The sequence below is a fragment of the Bradyrhizobium sp. 154 genome, assembly GCF_023073875.1.
GTDB lineage: Bacteria > Pseudomonadota > Alphaproteobacteria > Rhizobiales > Xanthobacteraceae > Bradyrhizobium.
The window spans coordinates 38,870-56,910 of the sequence record NZ_JADPKG010000034.1 but is presented as its reverse complement, the minus strand read 5'-3'; the positions used below and the strand labels follow the sequence as shown (position 1 = coordinate 56,910).

Below are 18,041 nucleotides of genomic sequence, written 5' to 3'. Positions count from 1 at the left end.
TCGTAGTATGATATTTCCAGGCGCCAATACTATTGATGGAGTAGCGCGGATCGGCCGGGACAGTCGCACTGCCTCACTTTGCGCGCGCATCAACGGGCCTTCACGGCGAGTGCACGGCGTTACCGCGCGAAGAGCAAACGTCTTCTCCTATTTTCTCAAGTCCTGCGGACTTAAGGGCGAGTACTCACAAAGCCAAATCTTGCAATGCCTGACCGTTACTCCTCGTCAGCTGATCGAGCACGGTTCGCTCATCCCCATTTGATCTACCGCAGTATCCTCGGTGTAATAAGCCACGTTGAGATACCCAGGCAATTCCGCCCTCAGCGAACACTTCTGCGAGACCATCGCCTGCCCCCGTCACATGGACCCGATGAACGAGCGAGCGACCTGATCGTGATATTTCCCGGGCCGGGCACTACGGCATGGCAAGCAACCCGCGGGCCTAGCCGTCCTGTGTGAGCTTGGCACCGGAAGGCGATTGCTTGATCATGACTTGCCAGAGCGCTTGGCCAGCACAATGCCGGCGGCGCGGTGTGGATCATTCGTGATCTGTACACAGTGATCTCCACTGTCGAGCAGATGCAGGTCGAACTTTCCAAGCCGGCGGAACGGACTCTGCGTCATGTCGGACGCCTCGCAAGAAGGCAAGATGTGGAACTTTCTGCCGGAGCGTCAGGCAGGGCTCAGAGGCTGTATCAATAGCGGCGAGCGTCTGCTCGATCTCTGTCAAGTCGCCTTCGAGCACCATCTCCACAATCCTTATTGCCAGAACAAACGTTCAGGGTCGGCGTTCAGAACCGCTGTCGCCAAGCCAAGCCGTTGATGGGTCGAATGCCACTCCCAGACGCCCTTGCGGTGATCTTTGCGGAGCAGCTGCCATGCCGCCCCAGTCCTATCGTGGTGCAGCAGCGCGACGTCGACGAGGTCGCCCTCCGCATTGATATTGCCTGAGCAGCACGGGCTCTCGACCAGATAGCCGCCAGCAACCGCTGTCACCTTTGGCGAGACATATCGGTAGTGCTCGCGCTTCGTCAGCGCGCGCACGATCCGCCACCGGTCGAGCTCGTTGGGATGCGCAGGCAATCCGGAATGATGTCGTCTGATGATTGCGGCGTTCATTGCGCGATATCCTAGACTGCAGAGATTTCTGCCTCGAGGCAGCCAACCACCAAGTGCTTGCCGAAGTCGACCATATAAATGGGTAGGTTCGCTTCCGTATGGCGACCGACCTGGACGATCTCACCAATGTACCCGACGCTGACCAGACACTCTTCCGCCGACGCGCCGGGAAAGGAACCGTCGTTGAGCAGATCGATTGCCGCCTTGACACGTTGGCCTGACCGGTATTTTGGCGATCTTGGTTCGATCATTGGGGTGCCGCTCCTGGCAAGAACGGCTCCTCGCCTTCGTGGCTTGGCGTGACTAGATCGAGCTCCTTGCATTTCATGCCGACGCGATTGCCGGAGCCGAGGAATTCGACTCCATAGATATAAAATTGTTGCAGGAACGTGCCGATCGAGATGACATAGCCAAGCTCGCCTTTCTTGACCAGAACCTCACCGATCTCCTTGCCTACATAGGTGCCGTCGTTACGGATGGTGCGGTTGGCCCGCACGTTGTCACCATAATCAAAGAAGGGGGCGTCCGTCAGCTCGACGATGTCACTGTCACGGGCGATGTTGCTCATGCTGCCGTCCCTGTTCCATAGTTCAATTGTACCGCGCCTTGCAGGCGCCCGGCCTTACGGACCACCCTATCATGATGCTCGATCAACGCCCTCCATTCCCGCACGGCGGCGCTTGCGATCACGGATTGCATGAGCCTGTCGGGATCCCGGTGCAGCAACATCAACCCCCGCAACCTAAACTCCAGATGCTCGAGACTGTCGTGAGCCCATGGTTGATGTTGAAGAAGCCATCGACGCGGCACGCGCGTCTGCCATCGAGGGAGGCGTGCTTGAGCCGGCGGCGAGGCGCGTGCTTCAGCGCGGGATGCGCACAGCCGACAGAGTCGACCTGATTACCCCGGCAACCGATGGCATTGTGGACGTCATCACTCACGGTCCCGCCCATACGCTCGAGCGTGCCCAACAACGCCTTGGCGCCAGCCTTGTCCGCGGGGCAAAGCCCCAGCAGTCTCCCGACAGCTGCCGTCCTTCCCCAGTTGCCCGAGACGCATCTGCAAGTCGGCAATATGCGTCGAGCGAGAACAGGAAGACCCACACGAGGTGCTCTCATAGCAGCCGAATTCCGGCTTGGTGGCGCCCACCGCACCAGTGGCAAGAAATTCGTTTCCGCATCACGTGATCCGGTGCGAACGCCTTGGCGTGGCGCAGGTGTACTTTCTGCACTTTCATCGAGGTGATAGGATAGCCCTGTCGCCTTGGGATGATGCTCGGCTGAGTCGACACCGTGCGACCAAGACAGGACTCGGCGAGGACGCCCTCTTTCGGATGACCAACTGAAGAAGGCCTCGGGCATGAATGTCGCCTGATCAACAATGGCTGCAGGTGCCTGGATTGGTGTCGCGGAAGACGCGTCCGCTCTTCGTGGGCCCATCGGCGAAATCGATCCTCCACGCTCAAGACGGCGGCCTTGGGGCCGACAGGAATAGCTCGACGCGCTCCCGCCGACGTGCTCGTCGCTAGAATATGACTTGGCAACTTGCGAAAACGTTTGGGACCAGGGCGAGCCGTCCACCTGGTCTGAGAAGGCGAAAGCCGCGGCCGGCGCCTCGTCAAGGCGGAGCATCATCCGCCCGAGTTTCTGAACCTTTAGTGTCGTAGTGACATCCATCGTAGCCCTCAAGCAGGCTCCTGGTGACGCGGCAGTGCCGTGTCGAGCACGCATGTATTGTCAACCGGGCAAACCGCCACGCATTGCGGCTCATCAAAGTAGGCGGCGCACTCGGTGCATCTCTCAGGATCGATCAGGAAAACGCCGGCTCGCTCGGAAATAGCAAAGTTCGGGCACTGCGTTTCGCACGCCGAACAGCCCGTGCATTGCGAGGCGATGATCTTGAACGGCATTGTCTGAACCCATCCTCTCAGGCGGCGGAAATCAGCGCATTGCGGTGGGCCGCCCGATCGACCCGCTCAACGTGCTCGATCTTCCCCTCATTGACTTTATCGAGATAGAGTTTGAACCAGGCGATCGCCGAGCCATCAATGAACTCGTAGGCATACTGATCGACCGGTTCGATTCCGGCCTTGATCAATTCGGCCTTCGGGCAGCCGCCGATCTTTGACACGAACACGGCATGACAATCGTTGATGGCGCCGATGGCGATTTCGAGCTTGCTGTCCTCGCCATGGCCGCCCTGGCAATAGGGGTGAATAGGACGATGGCCAACGAATTTTGCGCCTGAAGTCGAGAGCTCGTAGATCTGGAACTCCTTGGCATGACCGAAGTGCTGGTTGATCAATCCCGAGCCCTTGGTTGCAACCGCCACCAGCACCTTGATTTGGCTGGACGCGCTGGCGAGCCCCGCAAGCTGCTCCTGCTTGGCCGCAAGCTTTGCAACGCGCGCCTTGTCGACTTTGGCCTGATACTCCTTTCGGGCCTGCTCATCATATTTGATGTCCATGGCCATAATCTTTTCCATAGTGAACTCCGCGCCGCGGTCCTCCCCAAGCAGTCCGACGGCGTCGGCGCGGCACTGGCGACAGTGACGCATCATGTTCATCTCTCTTTCGCAGCTATCCTGCAATGCTGTCACTTCCTGCGCGGTCGGGCCGCGTTGCCCGCTGAGACCGAACACGGTGCCGTGCTCGGGCGACGATATCAGCGGCATCACGTTATGCAGGAAGGCGCCGCGCGACTTCACGGCCTTGTTAACCTCAACCAGATGCTGATCGTTAATCCCGGGAATCATCACCGAGTTGACTTTGCAAAGGATGCCGCGCGCGGTGAGCATCTCCAGGCCCTGGAGCTGCCGATTGCTGAGGATGCTTGCAGCTTCAATGCCTGTGTAGCGCTTGTGGCGGTAAAAGATCCAGGGATAGATCTTTGCGCCAATATCGGGATCGATCATGTTGATCGTGATCGTCACGTGATCGACCTTGAGTCTTGCGATCGTGTCGACATGATCAGCTAGCGCCAGACCGTTCGTCGAGAGGCACAGCTTGAGATCTGGCGCGAGTTTATCGACGAGCTCGAACGTCTTGAATGTCTTGTCCGGATTCGCCAGGGGGTCGCCAGGGCCAGCAACGCCGACCACGCTCATCTGAGGGATCGCGGAAGCGACCGCCAGCACCTTCTTGGCGGCCTGCTCCGGCGTCAACTTCTCGCTGACAATGCCGGGGCGCGATTCGTTGGCGCAATCGTATTTACGATTGCAGTAATTGCACTGGATATTGCAGGCGGGCGCGACCGCGACATGCATGCGGGCATAATGGTGGTGCGCCTCCTCGCTGTAGCAGGGATGGTTCTTCACCTTTTCCCAGACCTCATTTGGCACATTGCCGATGCCGGCCTGAGATCCGCAGCTCGCCTTGCCGCTTCCACCGACCGTACCGCAGCTCTTGTGCTTAGCCATGACTTGCATGGTCTCGCTGATCTCGCCGCCGCCGCAGGATACCTGGTGTTGCGCTGAAGTACTCATTTTTCCAATTCTCTTCGCAAGTCGAATCCTTCCAGGCAAGCATCCCCAGAATCGTTTCTGAAAGCCAAGAGCAACTGGCGTGCCATACCTGCCACAAACGAATTTTTTGGTTCGCTTCAAGCAGTTAGATAACGCCTGCTCGAATGTCCGTTTTATCAACTCATGTTGGAAAGCTGACAGAAATTGCGATCACAAGAGCGCTGGCCGCGCTATGATGACGGCGGGTACGCTGCTTCATCTATGCCCTTGGGCCAAGAGCATGGCGGCTGGTGTCGTTGAAAGTTAATCTTGTCGCCGAAATGTGACGCGTATGCAAAGCACAATCCGCAAAAGACGTTTCCGGACGCTTTGAAGGACAACTTGAACCGGCGATCCTACGTAGATGCAGACAAGAAGCAGCCCCCTGTTGCCGACCTATGTCGTGAAGATCACGCGGGCCCCTGCCCTGACACTCCGGAAGGCATTGTCGGGGTGAAGAGAAACGCCGAGTGGCCAGGGTGCCGACGGCCATGAATTGGACCGTGCGTCCAAACGTTGGTTGGCATCTCGAAAAGGTCGTGCGGGTTTGGACGCCGATCAGATTCGTAAGGCTGCAGCCGCCTCGGTCGACATCGCACGAACTGCCGTCCAACAACTACACTACGTCGCTGACGTCTCGGTATCCAGCCAGCCGATCCTGCTCTTCAGGAAACGCAGGCCCAGCACCAACAAGCTGGCGTGCTCCCTGTTGTCCTTGCCATAGCCGTGGCCGCCGGCGGCATGCTCGTAGAAATAAGCCTCATAGCCCATCGCCTGCAGCTTCGCTGCCATTTTGCGCGCATGTCCGGGATGGACGCGATCGTCCCGCCGCCTGGTGGCCATCAGGATCGGTGGATAGGACTGCCCGGGTCTTGCGGCATGATAGGCAGAATAGGTCTTCAGCCACTCCCACTCCTGAGCGTTGTCGGGATCGCCATATTCGGCGAGCCAGTTCGCCCCGGCGAGCAGTTTGGTGTAGCGGCGCATGTCGATCAGCGGGACGGTGCAGAACAGTGCGCCAAAGAGCCCGGGATATCGCGTGAGCATGTTGGTAATGAGGATGCCGCCGTTCGATCCACTCTCGGCCCCGATCCGCTTGGCCTGTGTCACGCCGCGCTTAACGAGATCGGCGGCGACGGCTGCGAAATCGTCATGCGACAATCTCTTGCCGGCCAGCCGGCCGGCGTCGTGCCAGCGCGTGCCGAACTCACCGCCGCCGCGCAAATTTGCCTGAACCGTGGTGCCGCCGCAGTGAAGCCAAAGCTTACCGAGCGCGGAATTGTAATACGGTTTCACGGAGATCCCAAACCCGCCATATCCACTCAGATGGACCGGCGCGTTGCCGGTCTGTCTGACCGGGCCGGTCTGTAGGTAGGGAATTCGCTCACCGTCGATCGAGATGGCCTCGTGCCGCGTGACCACGCAGTGCTCCGCGGCAAACGTCTTCGGCGCCTGCTTCAGCACGGCGGGACTGCCAACGCCCCGCTCCATCAGGATGAGGGACGGCGGGGTGAGCGGATCCTCGACGTGAGCCAGCAAGTCGCCATTGCTCTCGGACGGATTGCGATCGAGAGACCAGATGTCGACCACGCCAAGATCAGGAAGCCCGCCCAATTGCTCGCGGATCCAGCCATGATCGGATGGCGTGCAGATCTCGAAGACTGGCCGGAGTTCGTCGAGAATACAAAGCACAACTTTGCCCGCACTCCAAAAGAAGCTCTGCAGCGCACGGCGCGGCCCCGGCTCGAAGAGAATCTCGAACTGGCGGCTGCCCGCCAGGAATGCCGGCAGCGGGATGACGAGCACCGTATCCGCGGCATAGGTCTGCCCTGCCACAGACCAGGATTCGCGCGGCTTCAGGGCAAGCCAGTTGCGATGCGACCGCATCCAGATGTTACTTGGCAAGTCGAGCCTCGTCTTGGCGCCCGTTTCATCGCCCAGCCAGACCACGCAATTGGAGACGTCTGTCGCATCGAGGAACCAGATCCTGGGCGGCACGACAGTGTCGTCAACACTGCAACCGACGGACACATGAGCGGCCTTGGCCTCAAAGATCACTGCCGCTTTGTCAACATGCGTACCACGCCGCCACAGCCTCACCGTGCGCGCATAGCCGGTGGTCGCGGCCATGCCATCGCCATGGGAGCTTAACAACACCAGCGTATCGGAATCGAGCCATACGCCGCTGCCTTTGGCTTCCGGCAAGATAAAGCCATCGTGGATGAAGAGCTTCGTGTCTGAATCGAATTCACGCAAAGTGACGGCATCGCTTCCGCCGCGCGATAGACTCAAGATCCATCGCGAGTGATTTCCAGGCGGTGCGGCCGTGGCATTCAGAAGCCAGTCTTTGCCTTCGCTGACGGCAAGTTGATCGAGGTCGAGCAGAATGTCCCATGACGGCTTCAGCGTGCGATACTCTTTCAGAGTGGTTCGCCGCCAGAGGCCGCGTGGATTAGTGGCGTCCCTCCACAGATTGTAGAGATACCCGCCGCGCCGGCTGACATAGGGGATATTGTCAGGTCGGTCGTAAATCGCTGTCAGCGCATCTCCGTCTCGTTCGGCTGCGGGTCCGCCAAACACCTCCAGGGTTCTGCTATTCTGCCGCTCGACGAAGTTCAGCGCCCGCGCGCCTTCGATCTGTTCCAACCATAGATAGGGATCATCGTCAGGAGCGGAGGGCGTTGGCCTTCCAGTTCGCGCGCCATCGACGCTCCTTGTCTGACCATGCTTCATTTACAACCTTAGTCTTGACGCGTAGTTCGACTGATTCAAGGATTTGCATCGCGAACGTTGCATCAAGATTTGCAAGCTACGAGCTGGCCCGACATTCAATCCTCTCGAAAATGAATCTTGCGGAGTTGCAGCAATTGGCCTGACGCTGTTAAGATGTGCGGAATGCAACGACCGGGCTGGCGATGTCAGCACAATGGGCCCTCGCGAGGGCCTTCCCACCAACGCCATCTCGTTGGCCCAACGCCTCAGTGCTGGCCTAGGCCGAGATATTGCGTGTGGCACCGCGCGTCGGCGCCTTCTTGGTTCCCAAGAATGCTTCGAGCGCTTCCGGAGTCATCGGCACGCTCGGCTGGAACCTTCGGTCACGCCAAGCCAAAGCCAGAGAATGATGTGGCCTTCCTCGCAGGGGCCAAACCGCTTCGCCAAGAATAGCTTCCGCATCCGCCGGTTTGGCGAGGTTCTGTGGAGTCGCAGCATTCATCATTCGGTTGCCTCGCCGCCGCGCTTCTTGGCGTTGATAGTGATTGGAAGGATGGTGTCACTCGCCATCGCGGGTAGGTCGAGCACCCAGCCATTCGCGATTCGAATCCAACCACCCCACAGCGTCTCGTGCTCACATTCGACAATCGACTCCTCAAGATCCTTCTTGGGCACATAAATCGAAAGCCCCGTCTCGGGCGAACGGCGAATCATGACCTTCATAGGAGCTCCGCAAGTTGTGATCTCTCGCCCGCGCGCTCCTGACACGCACGCCACAAGGCTCTCTGTTTGGCATTGATGTCCGCCAGGACTTGCAGGACACGATCGATCTCATCCGCCGCCGTCTCGCGCGACAGCGAGAAGCGAACCGCACCGCGCAAAAAGGCCGGTGGTACTCTCATCGCGCGCAGGACATGGGACGGCTCCATCGAGCCGGACGCGCAGGCTGAACCGAGTGAGACGGCAATTCCGTTGCGGTTCAGGTGGTCGACGATGGCCTCTGCTTCGAGATGCTCGAATGCAATGTTAGACGTATTTGGCAAGCGGTTCTTGATATGACCAAGCACGATGCAACAGCCGAGAGCGAGAATGCCTTGCTCCAGCCGGTCGCGAAGGACGCCTATCTGCATCTGCTCTTGTACGAGGTGTGCCGCAGCGAGTTCCGCCGCCTTGCCGAGCCCAATAATGCCCGGAACGTTTTGGGTGCCAGCTCGGCGATGCCGCTCCTGTGCGCCGCCGAAGATCAGCGGTCGGAACTTGATGTCCTCGCGCACATACAGCGCGCCGATCCCCTTCGGACCATGGAGCTTATGGCCGGAGAGCGACAGCATGTCGATGTCCGTAGTCTTCAGGTCAATCGGAATCCGCCCGACCGCCTGGACCGCGTCGGTGTGAAAGAGCGCGCCGACTGAGCGCGCCATCCTGGCGAGGGATTTCACCGGAAAGATCGTACCGGTCTCATTATTGGCCCACATGACCGAGGCGATTGACGTGCGCCTCGACAATGCGTTGCGATAAGCCTCGATGTTCAATCGGCCGCTTGCATCGACCGGAATGACATGGGTCTTGATTCCTCGTCGGCCCAGCTCCTCGGCAAGGGACAGCACGGCTGGATGCTCAACGGCCGTTGTGACGATCTCGTCGCGCCCCTCGTGCACGGCGAGCGCGGACAGGATCGCTGTGTTGTCGGATTCAGTCGCGCCCGACGTGAACACGATCTCGTGATCGAATGCCGCGCCAACGAGGGCCTGCAGCTTCTGGCGCGCTTGCTTCAATGCGGGCGCAACCTCAATGCCGAATACATGCGCGGACGACGCATTGCCGAATTGCCCAGAGAAGAACGGCAGCATTGCCGCGACCACCAAAGGATGGGCACGGGTCGTCGCGTTGTTATCCAGGTAGATCGGCCGCACGGACTGTCCGCTCTGCACTTAAGGCCCCACTTTGGCAGCTCCGGGGAGCGGGATCAGGCGGACGAACTCGCCGAGCCGCACGATCAGGCGCGCTTGAATGGCCGCGAGCGTCGTTCCCGCAAGCTTGCATAACATGCAGGCGCCGGTGAGCCTGACCATGATCTTGTTGCCTTCGATTTCGACGAGCTCACAATCCCCACGATCACGCCTGAGCCTTGGCCGACTCTCATCGAGCACGGCGCGGACAATCCGCTGGCGATCGGAAGGCTCTGCAGTCGAAGATTGCTTCGTTCGTTCAGCCTTCAGGCCCATGTTCGATGCTCCTTCCATTGCGAATGGTCCGAAGGCGGCTCAGCTGAACGATTTGCCGCAGGAGCAGCTCGATTTGGCATTTGGGTTATCGAAGCGGAACCCTGATCCTTCGAGCGACACCACGAAATCGATCGTGGTGCCGTTGAGATGCGCCCGGCTCGCCTTGTCGACGAAGACTTTGATCCCGTCTTGCTCGAACACGGGCTCATCGGAGACCGGCTCATGAGCAAGACCCATTTTGTATGTGAACCCTTGGCAACCGCCGCCTTCGACCATGACCCGCAAACCGCTTGCCGGCTGGGCTGTCGAGGAGATTGCGGCCTTCAGTGCGTTGATGGCGCTATCCGTTAGGTTGATCATTTCTGGCTCGCTCTCAGTTTCTGTCGCGAGGCACAATTCGCAAATCCCATGCCAGTCGAGATGCAGCTGAAATCAATTGGTTTTGCAGGCGGCGACCATACGATTTGCGACCTGTCGGCTTTGCGACAGGCGGTTTTCCGGCGTCCCGACCTCATCCGGCCGAGACCTCGTGATGGTGCCGGCACGTATTCATGCACATTGCGCCAAGCCGCCGCTTACGCTGTGCGTCGCTGCAGACATAGGCGCACGGCAAACAACTTGCATAGGGTTAGCGGACACGCCGCGTTCGGCGATGAATGTACACGACAGATTGATGAGGAGCCTTCCATGACGTCGATCGACAACACCGCTCTTGGCCAGTTGGACAAGGAGGGGCGGTTGCTGAATGCGGTGCTTAAGACCGAGACAACGAAGTCGGGGCGATTTGGATTTCGGGGCGACATCGCGCTGAAGTTCCAAGCCCAGCTCGCCGACGAAAAACGACCGCCGGACTATTCCATCGAACAAGTTCTTGCAATCGCGCAGGAAGGCGAACCGACCATCCCAGTCCTTGCCGGATATCTGCATTCCTTCGCCTATCTACCTCAGGCCGCAAAGGTTCTGGATGGCAGGCTGAGCCCCAAAGGCAGCTATTTCATGTTCTGCAACAACATTGATCTGCTCGCGAAGTACCGCACTAAGATAGGCGACATCACCTTCCGCATTCTGCCTTGCGACGAATCAACTGTATGGAAGGAGATGATGGACCTCGCCGGCGTCGACAAGAATGACATCAAGAAGCTCGGTACGGCCGGTAGGCTCGACTACTTGCTCGACGCGGCCAAGGACATCGGTGGATCATACACGGAAATTTCATACGAGGACGGCCTGGCCAAAATGGAGCCGGTGAAGAACAGAAGCGAAAACCGCCCCGTCTGAGGCATCGCCTCAGACCCTCTCTCTCACCAGCTCGACGAGTATGCCGCAGAGAGAGTCACTGCACCCGCTTCGCCGGGACTGGCTCTGACAAACCCTGGTGATGGACTTATCGGCCTACCTTTCGGGAGAGAACACACCGCCACTCTGCTAAGCGTGTGTTGGTCAAGAGCACTGTCGTCAATTGCACCGAGGAGCGGCTGGCCGCGACGGTCCGGCTGACTGCATCCATGGGGATCCGGACATTCCAGTGCTCATCGGTTCATGATCGCGGTCACATTTCAGAGGGCGGATCGACGATGTATGGATCGGCTTTCGCGCCTGTGCGCCAGGCCTTTGCCAGCCTGCGTGGCGCAGAGATGTCGCGCGTCGATGCTCGCCAGCCGACAGTGTCGACGAGCTGCGCCCATGGACGATGGAAACCGACCCGCGGATTGGGTAACGCGCAGGTTGCATCGCTCGAGAGAACCCAGCGAGCCAGCGTCGAGGGGTTTGCCTCGTACATGCAGTTCCGCAGAGCCTCAAAATGCGACGGCGGGGTGCCGGTCGATCGAGCCAAGCCAAGCGATAGCTGAGCAGACTTGGCCGCACGTCCTCAATGTTGTGAGAACGAAGCGAAGCTATGCAGAATGCCGCAACCGAAGCTGTCCCAGGACCTGTACCTAAATAGCGCCAGGTGATTCCCTCTCCTGCGAGTTTTTGATTCGGGGGCGAGAGAATGCGCGCGGGTTTGTTTTGGCTGAATGATCGGCAATGGGGACGTATCGAGCCATCTGCCGACGGGACTGACGGGGCCGGATCGGGACGACGACCCGGGATCATTCACACGCTGCAGTCGGGTGCGCGATGGGGCGACTGCCCGCGTGAATACGACCCTTACACGACCGTCTACAATCGCTTCAACCGCGGGGCCAAGCGCGGGCGATGGTGCGCAATCTTCGAAGCGCTGGCCAAGCCCGGCGAAGACGGCGTCGTGCTGTCGCTCGACTCGACCTCGATTAAAGCTCACCGGTGTGCTTCCGGCGGAAAAGGGGGGAGCACAATCAAGCAATCGGCCGCCCGCGCGGAGGCCGCACGACAAAAATCCATGCGCTGAGCGATCCGCTCTGCCGGTCGGTCGTGCTGCATCTGACCCGAGGCCAGAATGCCGATATCGCGGCGGCGCCCGATGTTCTGGCGCTCGGGCGGCCCATGAGCGCGCTCCTCGCTGACAAAGGGTATGACGGCGTCGACCTTCGCGGCGAAATTGTTCGTCGCGGCGCCAAGCCCGTCATCCCTAACAAATCCAACCGCGTTGTCATCCATCGCTTCAACAAACGCGCCTACAAAGGCCGAAAGTCATCGAGCGCTGTTTTTGCAGGCTCAAAGCCTTCCGCCGCATCGCCACCCGATACGACAAGCTGGCCGGGAATTTCTTGGCCACTGTTCATCTCGCCACTCTCGTCGCATATTGGCTCAATTGAGTCTGGCACCTTCGGCGCCTGCCGGTAGGGCAGCATGCTTCCTAGCCGCGCCGTCAGTTCCATCAGCTCCGGTGTCGCTCGATCGGGACAAATTTCCTTCGGCGGCGGAAAGCACCGACCATCCCTGGACGGCATTCCCGGCACAGCATCCGGTGATTGCGAACCTCAACGGTGCCGCAGACGGTTCGGATCGGGCGTGTCGTGTAGCTTGACGCGGTCGGAACGTATGGCACTCCGGGCAAAACCGGCGAAGAAGGGCATACGTCTCCGCGTCATGATTCACGACCGCGTTCTGCAGCGCTGCCATGATCTTCTTGCTATCGCCGATCGACAAGCCGATGTCGCCGTCGAATAGGCTCTCCCAGCTCTTGTCTATGCGGACCTCCTTCCGGCATGTTTCACCAAATTCGTTCCGGCCCTCGATCGTAAGCGTCCATTCCACCGCCATCGCTTTGTCTCAAAACGATGCTGATGGACTGCTCGAGAACAACCCGTGTTTGACCCCAGAGAAGTTACCGGTCTCCTCACGACCGACCGCGCATGACTGGGCGTCAATGTGGATCGCTACTCCTTCATTGCAATGGACTTGCACCATCTACTCCTTGCCGGTCTCCCGGCGCACCTTGTTGCCCTTCAGGGGCTCAGCTCGTTCGGCTTGGCCGATCACCCCGATCAAAGCATCGACATAAGCGTCAAATGCGGCTTCACTCTGAGCTGTCCAGTCGGGCATCGCCGGGCGCTTCCCTGATCACGAAGCAGCACCCTAACAAATCCGCGCCAGCGCGAATCCACCCGCATCCGCGACTTTCTGACTCAGTAAGACGAGGCGCCCGCCGCCACGTGCGGGCGACGCCGGCATCAACCGGCGGGCAGATGCGCCGAGGGCAACAAGCGCGCCTGACGCAACGCCGCCAGATCAGCCGAGCCGGTGCAGAAGCAGGCGACGGCCAACTGGCGGATGACGATCTCGAAATGCGCGACAACCGCCTCGGTGGATACCGTAGCCGCGCGCAGCACGCCGGCCGCCTGCCCGGCGATGTCCGCGCCCAGGCGAATGGCCTTGGCTACGTCGACGCCGTCGCGGATTCCGCCCGACGCGATCAGCTTCACCGTTGGCAGCGCCCGACGTACCGCCTGCACGCTGGCAGGGGTCAGAATCCCCCAATCGGCGAACGCCATCGCCACTGCACGGTCGGCGGCATCGCGGGCGCGCTCGCCCTCCACCGCGGCCCAACTGGTGCCGCCGGCGCCGGCAACATCGATCACCGCCACGCCCGCCTCGACGAGCGCACAGGCCACCGAGGCGGACAGGCCCGAGCCCACTTCCTTAGCCACGATCGGCACGCCCACGCTGCGCGCGGCGCGAGCGATCTGCGCTAGGACGCCGCGCCAGTCGCGGTCGCCCTCCGGCTGTACCGCTTCCTGCAGCGGATTGAGATGGACGATGAGTCCATCGGCCTCCAGCGCATCCACCGCCCGGCGCGCCAGGTCCAGGCCGTCGGTCTCGCGCAGTTGCGCAGCGCCGATATTGGCCAGCAAGGGAATGTCTGGGGCCAGGCGGCGCAGCGCGCGTGTCAGCCCCTGGGAGTTGCGGGATTGCAGGCTCACGCGCTGCGAACCGACGCACATGGCGATCCCCAAGACTTGCGCTGCCTCGCTCAGATGCCGGTTGATGGCCTCGGCGCGTGACGTGCCGCCGGTCATAGAGCTGATCAGCAGCGGCGCGCGCATGGTCTTGCCCAGCAGCGAGGCGCGCAGGTCGATCTGCGTCAGGTCCAACTCGGGCAATGCGCAGTGTTCGAAACGGATGTACTCCCAGCCGGCGGCGATCGTGGCCGGCGCCGTTCGCCGATCCAGCACGATGTCCAGATGGTCGTCCTTGCGCCGGCTCAGGGCGGTGTCGCTCATGCTCGCTCCATCCGTCGCATCGGGCGACAGCGTTGCGTCGGATCGGACCGACGGCAGCGCGCGCACGCCGCCGCCTCCCGCGCGTTCAGGCCGGCGCACGCTGGCCTCCCCCGCAGCGTCGCTGCGGTAGCGGCTGGTCGAGGTCTGGTAGTACTGCCCGCGGATGGCCGCCATGGCCTCGATCAACGGTCCCCACGGCGCGGGAAAGCGTTCTGAAGCCATCACCCGGTGCAGCATGCGCGTATGGCCGGCCAGCTCGTCGTTGAGGAACTCCACCACAGGCATAGCCGGATAGCGCTGCAGCAGCAGGATCGCCGCGTTATCGGCCTCGCCGGCCGACCTGTCCTTGTCGCGTCCATGCAGATCGTTCTGCAGGCGCCCTATCGCGGAGATGAGCCGCAGGACCTGGCGAAACGCCGGACGCGCGCGCAAGGTCGCCATGTCCAGCCCCCACAGCAACGACAGGCAACAGAACACGTTCGTGTAGGCGATCGAATCGATGCCGTTGTGCAGGTATTCGGCGTAGGACCAGCATTCCGCCCCTGCCGCCTGCGCGTGTCCGGCGCGCAGCGCCGCGCAGTAGCACCGAGTATCGGCAAGAAGCTGAGCATAGTCGCGACGATCGTAGGCGAGCGCGGCCAGCGAAGCACGCAGCACAGCGCAGCCTTCGAATCCGGGGAGCGCGCACGGCACGCCCTGCCCCAGCGCCTGCTCCACCGCAGCGAGCTGCTCCGGCGCGATCAGGCCAAGGTCGTTGCAATCGTCGAGCCAGAACAGCAGCGCCAGTTCGCGATAGAACGCCACGATCAGCGTTTCGTCCTGCGGATCGCGGCCGGTGCGGGCGCTGGTGTCGCGCAGGCTCGGGTGGATGCGCTGCAGGATGTACTGGCCGCCCCTGACCGCTTCCGCGGCATGCTCGTCGGCGAACCCGGTCAGGGAACGCCCCCACTCCAGCACCTGCTGCAGCGCGCGTTCGGTCTGAATCATGGCGCCGCTCCTGCTCCCCCGGCCGGGACGCGCCGCCCCCAACGAAGCGCCAGCCACAACCCGGCGAGTTCGGCCACGCGCACGACCCGGGTGGGGCAATACAGTTCCTTGCCGATCCACAGCTGCGTCTGCGGCAATGCATGCGCCGCATGGCGGGCGAGCATCCACTCCAGCGCACGCGCCACCGCCTGCGCGATGCGCCGGCGCCCTGTCGGCTCTTCGCTCCCGTCCATCACGTACAACGCGAACAGCGCATAGGCGGTTTCCTCGAATGTGGACGCGCGACCGGCGCCCCAGCCGCCGTCGTCGCGCTGCGCCTGCAGCAGCGCCGCCAGCGCGCGCTCGTCGCGCCACTGGGGCTTGCCTTGCGCCAGCGCAGCGATCGCATGCGCGGTGGGATACAGCCACGAAACGTGCCATTTTTCGTTGTCCCATAGACCGTGCGTGTTGCGATTGGCCTCGACGTAGGCGCTGGTGCCGGCGGCGGGCTTTCCCAACAGTCGCAACGCATGCAGGGCATGGATGTTGGTCGACACCGAGGCATTGCGCTCGCCGGGGAAGGTGACGAACAGCTCGCCAATTTCGAAATGGCGCAACGGATCGACCGCCGGGTCGCGGCCTGCAAGGCGCAGGACGCACAACGCAACGGCGGTGTCGTCCGCATCGGCCGCGAAGTGCAAGGCCGGTCCCAGACCGCGCACGCCCAGACGGGCGTCGAGCTGCGCGATGATCACGCGCACCGCCTCGGCGAGCGCGGGATGCGCGAACAGCCCGGCCAGATGCAGGGTGTACAGCGACCAGCATGGCTCGAACACATTGATCGGCCAGACGTTGGGAACGACACCTTCGATGCCGCTGCGCGTCGCCCGCGATGCCGCCTGCAGATACGCGTCGGCGCGCGCGGCCTGCGGCGTGCTCCCCTGTGTCACGGCGTGCGCACGACACGCCGCGGTGGCCGCCGGACTGATGCCGATGCTGCCGTCGTCATCCGGGCATGCGGTGGTCAGCGACGTGCCCCAGGCTTCCCAGGAGTGCAGCAACGGATGGCCGCTCGGCAACGTCGCCACCGCCCCCAGCTTGACTAGGCACGCTTGCCGCAACGGCAACAGCGCCGGGTGGCGCGGAAACGCCACGCCGCCCAGCAAGGATGCGGCCTCGCCGCACAACTGCGGCAGGATCAGCTCCGCGCCGATCGGCGCGTCTTCCGGCACCGTCTGCGCGTAGGGATCGGGCTCGCGCTCGAGGAACCGGGTTGCAGCCTGGACTGCGTCGGCAGCGCCGGGAAGACGATCGGCACGCTGCAATGCCAGCAACGCCGCCCAAGTGGGCGCATGGCGGAACAGCGGGAAGTCCGATTTTCCCCATCCTCCATCGGCCTGTTGCTGCGCGATGAGCCACGCGTATGCGTCCTGCCGACCGGTGACGTTGCCGCGGAACTGTAGAGCTCGCGCCGTGTCATAGACGGACGGGCCGACGCTGCCGCCGTCGCTCATCTCGCTCAGCAGGTGGCGCAATTCGGAAAGGATCTGTTCAGACAGCGCGTTCACTCGGGATGTTCCTTCTGCAGACGGTTCGGGCAGACGCCGCGCACGTCGCCGCAGGCCCGTCGCGGCCCGGCGCATGGGCGGTGCCGGACGGTCGCCCTGCTCCGGCGCGGCGACGCGCCGATGCTGGCGCCGGTCCGCCGCATAGGCTTGCGCGCAGCGCGCCGCGGCCGTGCTGGGCAACCGCTGCGATCGGCGCCGCGGACTCGGACACAGTGCAGCATGCACCGCTGCCGCCGGGCGATCGCAGCGGCAGGGGCGACTCCATGCGGACGGGCGCGCTCATGCGCATGGCGCGTGCTTGAACAGATACGCGTTGGCCCGCTGCAGCATCTGCGCCAACCGTTCCGCACGAGGGCCCAGCGGAGCGATGGCCTCCCCGGCGTCGCGCAACAAATCCAGCGCGAACTGGCGCGCTGCCTGCAGCCCCATGATCGACGCGCAGGTCGGCTTCTGCGCCGCCGCGTCCTTGCCGGGGGTCTTGCCCAGCGTCGCGGTATCAGCTGTCGCGTCGAGAATGTCGTCGACCACCTGCAACGCCAGGCCGAAACAGGCGGTGTAGCGATCGAGCGCACAGTACAGCGCAGCGTGCGCGGCATCCTCCGCGATCGCGCATAGCGCGCCCATGCGAACGGACGCGCGCACTAGCGCTCCGCTCTTCATCCGGTGCATCGCCACGATCCTGTCCAGCTCGACGTGCTTTCCGACCAGCGACAGATCCATGGCCTGCCCGCCTGCGGCACCCTCGGCGGACACCGCCTGCGCCAGTTCGCGCACGAGCGCGATACGGTTGTCGCCCGGCGCATCCAGGCTCGCCAGGGTCAGGAAGGCGTGCGCCTGCAGCGCATCGCCGACCAGGATCGCAGTGGCTTCGCCGAACTTGACGTGCACGGTCGGGAGGCCGCGGCGAAGCACGTCGTCGTCCATCGCGGGCAGGTCGTCGTGGACCAGGGTACAGGCATGCATCATCTCGAGGGCGGCGCCGACGTTGTCGAGCATGTGCGCCGGCGTGTCAGCCAGTGCGCCGGCAGCCAGACAGAGCAAGGCGCGGGTGCGCTTGCCGCCATTCAAGGTGGCGTAGCGCATCGCCGCCATCAGCTCGGTCTCACCGTTGTCTTCGGCGCAGAGAAGACGCGCCAGCGTCTGTTCGACCCGCTTTGCGCCGTCCTGCATCCAGATCTCCGGCAGCAGCCTGCCGGACGCGCCGCGCACCTGCGCGCCCAATCCGCCGAGCGCGGAAACGCCAGTTCGGTCGTCCTGTAGCGTAGAACCGGTCTGCATGTTGTTCATGTCCTTGTACCTGACAC

At 62.2% G+C, this 18,041-nt stretch carries 16 protein-coding genes and 2 pseudogenes; 2 read left to right on the top strand and 16 right to left on the bottom strand.

Annotated elements, in window-relative coordinates; genetic code table 11:
- Window positions 1-486 precede the first annotated feature (486 nt).
- The 11 genes from IVA92_RS35960 to IVA92_RS07970 form a co-directional block, all read right to left on the bottom strand.
- Complete coding sequence (locus IVA92_RS35960) at window positions 487-624, bottom strand: hypothetical protein (RefSeq protein WP_247448739.1); 138 nt, start codon at window positions 622-624, stop codon at window positions 487-489.
- Between the two features lie 135 nt (window positions 625-759).
- Window positions 760-1,119, bottom strand: a complete 360-nt coding sequence (locus IVA92_RS08015) for a hypothetical protein (RefSeq protein WP_247279055.1) — start codon at window positions 1,117-1,119, stop codon at window positions 760-762.
- An 11-nt stretch (window positions 1,120-1,130) separates the two neighbouring features.
- On the bottom strand, window positions 1,131-1,370 hold the full coding sequence (locus tag IVA92_RS08010) for a nitrogen fixation protein NifZ (RefSeq protein ID WP_247279054.1): 240 nt from the start codon (window positions 1,368-1,370) through the stop codon (window positions 1,131-1,133).
- Window positions 1,367-1,687 (bottom strand): nitrogen fixation protein NifZ, encoded by a 321-nt coding sequence (locus IVA92_RS08005; protein WP_247279053.1) that lies wholly within the window; start codon window positions 1,685-1,687, stop codon window positions 1,367-1,369. Before IVA92_RS08005 ends, IVA92_RS08010 begins: the two co-directional genes overlap by 4 nt.
- A gap of 1,116 nt (window positions 1,688-2,803) precedes the next feature.
- A complete protein-coding gene (locus tag IVA92_RS08000) occupies window positions 2,804-3,028 on the bottom strand; it encodes a 4Fe-4S binding protein (protein ID WP_247279052.1) in 225 nt (74 codons plus the stop codon).
- 17 nt (window positions 3,029-3,045) lie between these two features.
- The gene (nifB, locus tag IVA92_RS07995; protein WP_247279073.1) at window positions 3,046-4,602 is read right to left on the bottom strand and encodes a nitrogenase cofactor biosynthesis protein NifB; all 1,557 of its coding nucleotides are present in this window, start codon (window positions 4,600-4,602) and stop codon (window positions 3,046-3,048) included.
- Between the two features lie 639 nt (window positions 4,603-5,241).
- Window positions 5,242-7,353, bottom strand: coding sequence for a prolyl oligopeptidase family serine peptidase (locus tag IVA92_RS07990; protein WP_247279051.1), 2,112 nt, complete (start codon window positions 7,351-7,353; stop codon window positions 5,242-5,244).
- 480 nt (window positions 7,354-7,833) lie between these two features.
- A complete protein-coding gene (nifT, locus tag IVA92_RS07985) occupies window positions 7,834-8,055 on the bottom strand; it encodes a putative nitrogen fixation protein NifT (protein ID WP_247279050.1) in 222 nt (73 codons plus the stop codon).
- Window positions 8,052-9,245: a cysteine desulfurase NifS gene (gene nifS / locus IVA92_RS07980; protein ID WP_247279049.1), complete on the bottom strand. Its 1,194-nt coding sequence runs from the start codon at window positions 9,243-9,245 to the stop codon at window positions 8,052-8,054. The genes nifT and nifS overlap by 4 nt, the downstream gene beginning before the upstream one ends.
- Before the next feature lie 18 nt (window positions 9,246-9,263).
- Window positions 9,264-9,557 carry a NifU family protein gene (locus IVA92_RS07975; RefSeq protein WP_247279048.1) on the bottom strand — a complete coding sequence of 98 codons (294 nt, stop codon included), beginning with the start codon at window positions 9,555-9,557 and terminating at the stop codon, window positions 9,264-9,266.
- 39 nt (window positions 9,558-9,596) lie between these two features.
- A complete protein-coding gene (locus IVA92_RS07970; protein ID WP_247279072.1) occupies window positions 9,597-9,917 on the bottom strand; it encodes an iron-sulfur cluster assembly accessory protein in 321 nt (106 codons plus the stop codon).
- A 327-nt stretch (window positions 9,918-10,244) separates the two neighbouring features.
- Between IVA92_RS07970 and IVA92_RS07965 the strand changes: the two genes are divergently transcribed.
- A complete protein-coding gene (locus IVA92_RS07965; RefSeq protein ID WP_247279047.1) occupies window positions 10,245-10,835 on the top strand; it encodes a hypothetical protein in 591 nt (196 codons plus the stop codon).
- Between the two features lie 715 nt (window positions 10,836-11,550).
- A pseudogene (locus IVA92_RS07960) lies at window positions 11,551-12,295 on the top strand (IS5 family transposase).
- Window positions 12,296-12,890: 595 nt separating this feature from the next.
- On the opposite strand, the gene IVA92_RS35735 reads toward IVA92_RS07960, so the two are convergent.
- The 5 genes and pseudogenes from IVA92_RS35735 to IVA92_RS07940 all read right to left on the bottom strand — a co-directional run bounded on the left by IVA92_RS35735 (window position 12,891) and on the right by IVA92_RS07940 (window position 18,015).
- Window positions 12,891-13,025 (bottom strand): hypothetical protein, encoded by a 135-nt coding sequence (locus IVA92_RS35735; protein WP_256464971.1) that lies wholly within the window; start codon window positions 13,023-13,025, stop codon window positions 12,891-12,893.
- A gap of 128 nt (window positions 13,026-13,153) precedes the next feature.
- On the bottom strand, window positions 13,154-14,203 hold the full coding sequence (gene fni, locus IVA92_RS07955; protein ID WP_247279046.1) for a type 2 isopentenyl-diphosphate Delta-isomerase: 1,050 nt from the start codon (window positions 14,201-14,203) through the stop codon (window positions 13,154-13,156).
- Window positions 14,204-14,288: 85 nt separating this feature from the next.
- Window positions 14,289-15,190: pseudogene (locus tag IVA92_RS07950) on the bottom strand (hypothetical protein).
- On the bottom strand, window positions 15,187-16,737 hold the full coding sequence (locus IVA92_RS07945) for a hypothetical protein (protein ID WP_247279045.1): 1,551 nt from the start codon (window positions 16,735-16,737) through the stop codon (window positions 15,187-15,189). The pseudogene IVA92_RS07950 and the gene IVA92_RS07945 overlap by 4 nt, the downstream one beginning before the upstream one ends.
- Window positions 16,738-17,016: 279 nt before the next feature.
- On the bottom strand, window positions 17,017-18,015 hold the full coding sequence (locus IVA92_RS07940; protein WP_247279071.1) for a polyprenyl synthetase family protein: 999 nt from the start codon (window positions 18,013-18,015) through the stop codon (window positions 17,017-17,019).
- Window positions 18,016-18,041: the final 26 nt, after the last annotated feature.

Bases quoted from the DNA above. Each gene is read 5' to 3' on its own strand.
- IVA92_RS35960 (WP_247448739.1), bottom strand. From the start codon at position 624: ATGACGCAGAGTCCGTTCCGCCGGCTTGGAAAGTTCGACCTGCATCTG.
- IVA92_RS08015 (WP_247279055.1), bottom strand. From the start codon at position 1,119: ATGAACGCCGCAATCATCAGACGACATCATTCCGGATTGCCTGCGCAT.
- IVA92_RS08010 (WP_247279054.1), bottom strand. From the start codon at position 1,370: ATGATCGAACCAAGATCGCCAAAATACCGGTCAGGCCAACGTGTCAAG.
- IVA92_RS08005 (WP_247279053.1), bottom strand. From the start codon at position 1,687: ATGAGCAACATCGCCCGTGACAGTGACATCGTCGAGCTGACGGACGCC.
- IVA92_RS08000 (WP_247279052.1), bottom strand. From the start codon at position 3,028: ATGCCGTTCAAGATCATCGCCTCGCAATGCACGGGCTGTTCGGCGTGC.
- nifB (WP_247279073.1), bottom strand. From the start codon at position 4,602: ATGAGTACTTCAGCGCAACACCAGGTATCCTGCGGCGGCGGCGAGATC.
- IVA92_RS07990 (WP_247279051.1), bottom strand. From the start codon at position 7,353: ATGAAGCATGGTCAGACAAGGAGCGTCGATGGCGCGCGAACTGGAAGG.
- nifT (WP_247279050.1), bottom strand. From the start codon at position 8,055: ATGAAGGTCATGATTCGCCGTTCGCCCGAGACGGGGCTTTCGATTTAT.
- IVA92_RS07975 (WP_247279048.1), bottom strand. From the start codon at position 9,557: ATGGGCCTGAAGGCTGAACGAACGAAGCAATCTTCGACTGCAGAGCCT.
- IVA92_RS07970 (WP_247279072.1), bottom strand. From the start codon at position 9,917: ATGATCAACCTAACGGATAGCGCCATCAACGCACTGAAGGCCGCAATC.
- IVA92_RS07965 (WP_247279047.1), top strand. From the start codon at position 10,245: ATGACGTCGATCGACAACACCGCTCTTGGCCAGTTGGACAAGGAGGGG.
- IVA92_RS35735 (WP_256464971.1), bottom strand. From the start codon at position 13,025: ATGCCCGACTGGACAGCTCAGAGTGAAGCCGCATTTGACGCTTATGTC.
- fni (WP_247279046.1), bottom strand. From the start codon at position 14,203: ATGAGCGACACCGCCCTGAGCCGGCGCAAGGACGACCATCTGGACATC.
- IVA92_RS07940 (WP_247279071.1), bottom strand. From the start codon at position 18,015: ATGCAGACCGGTTCTACGCTACAGGACGACCGAACTGGCGTTTCCGCG.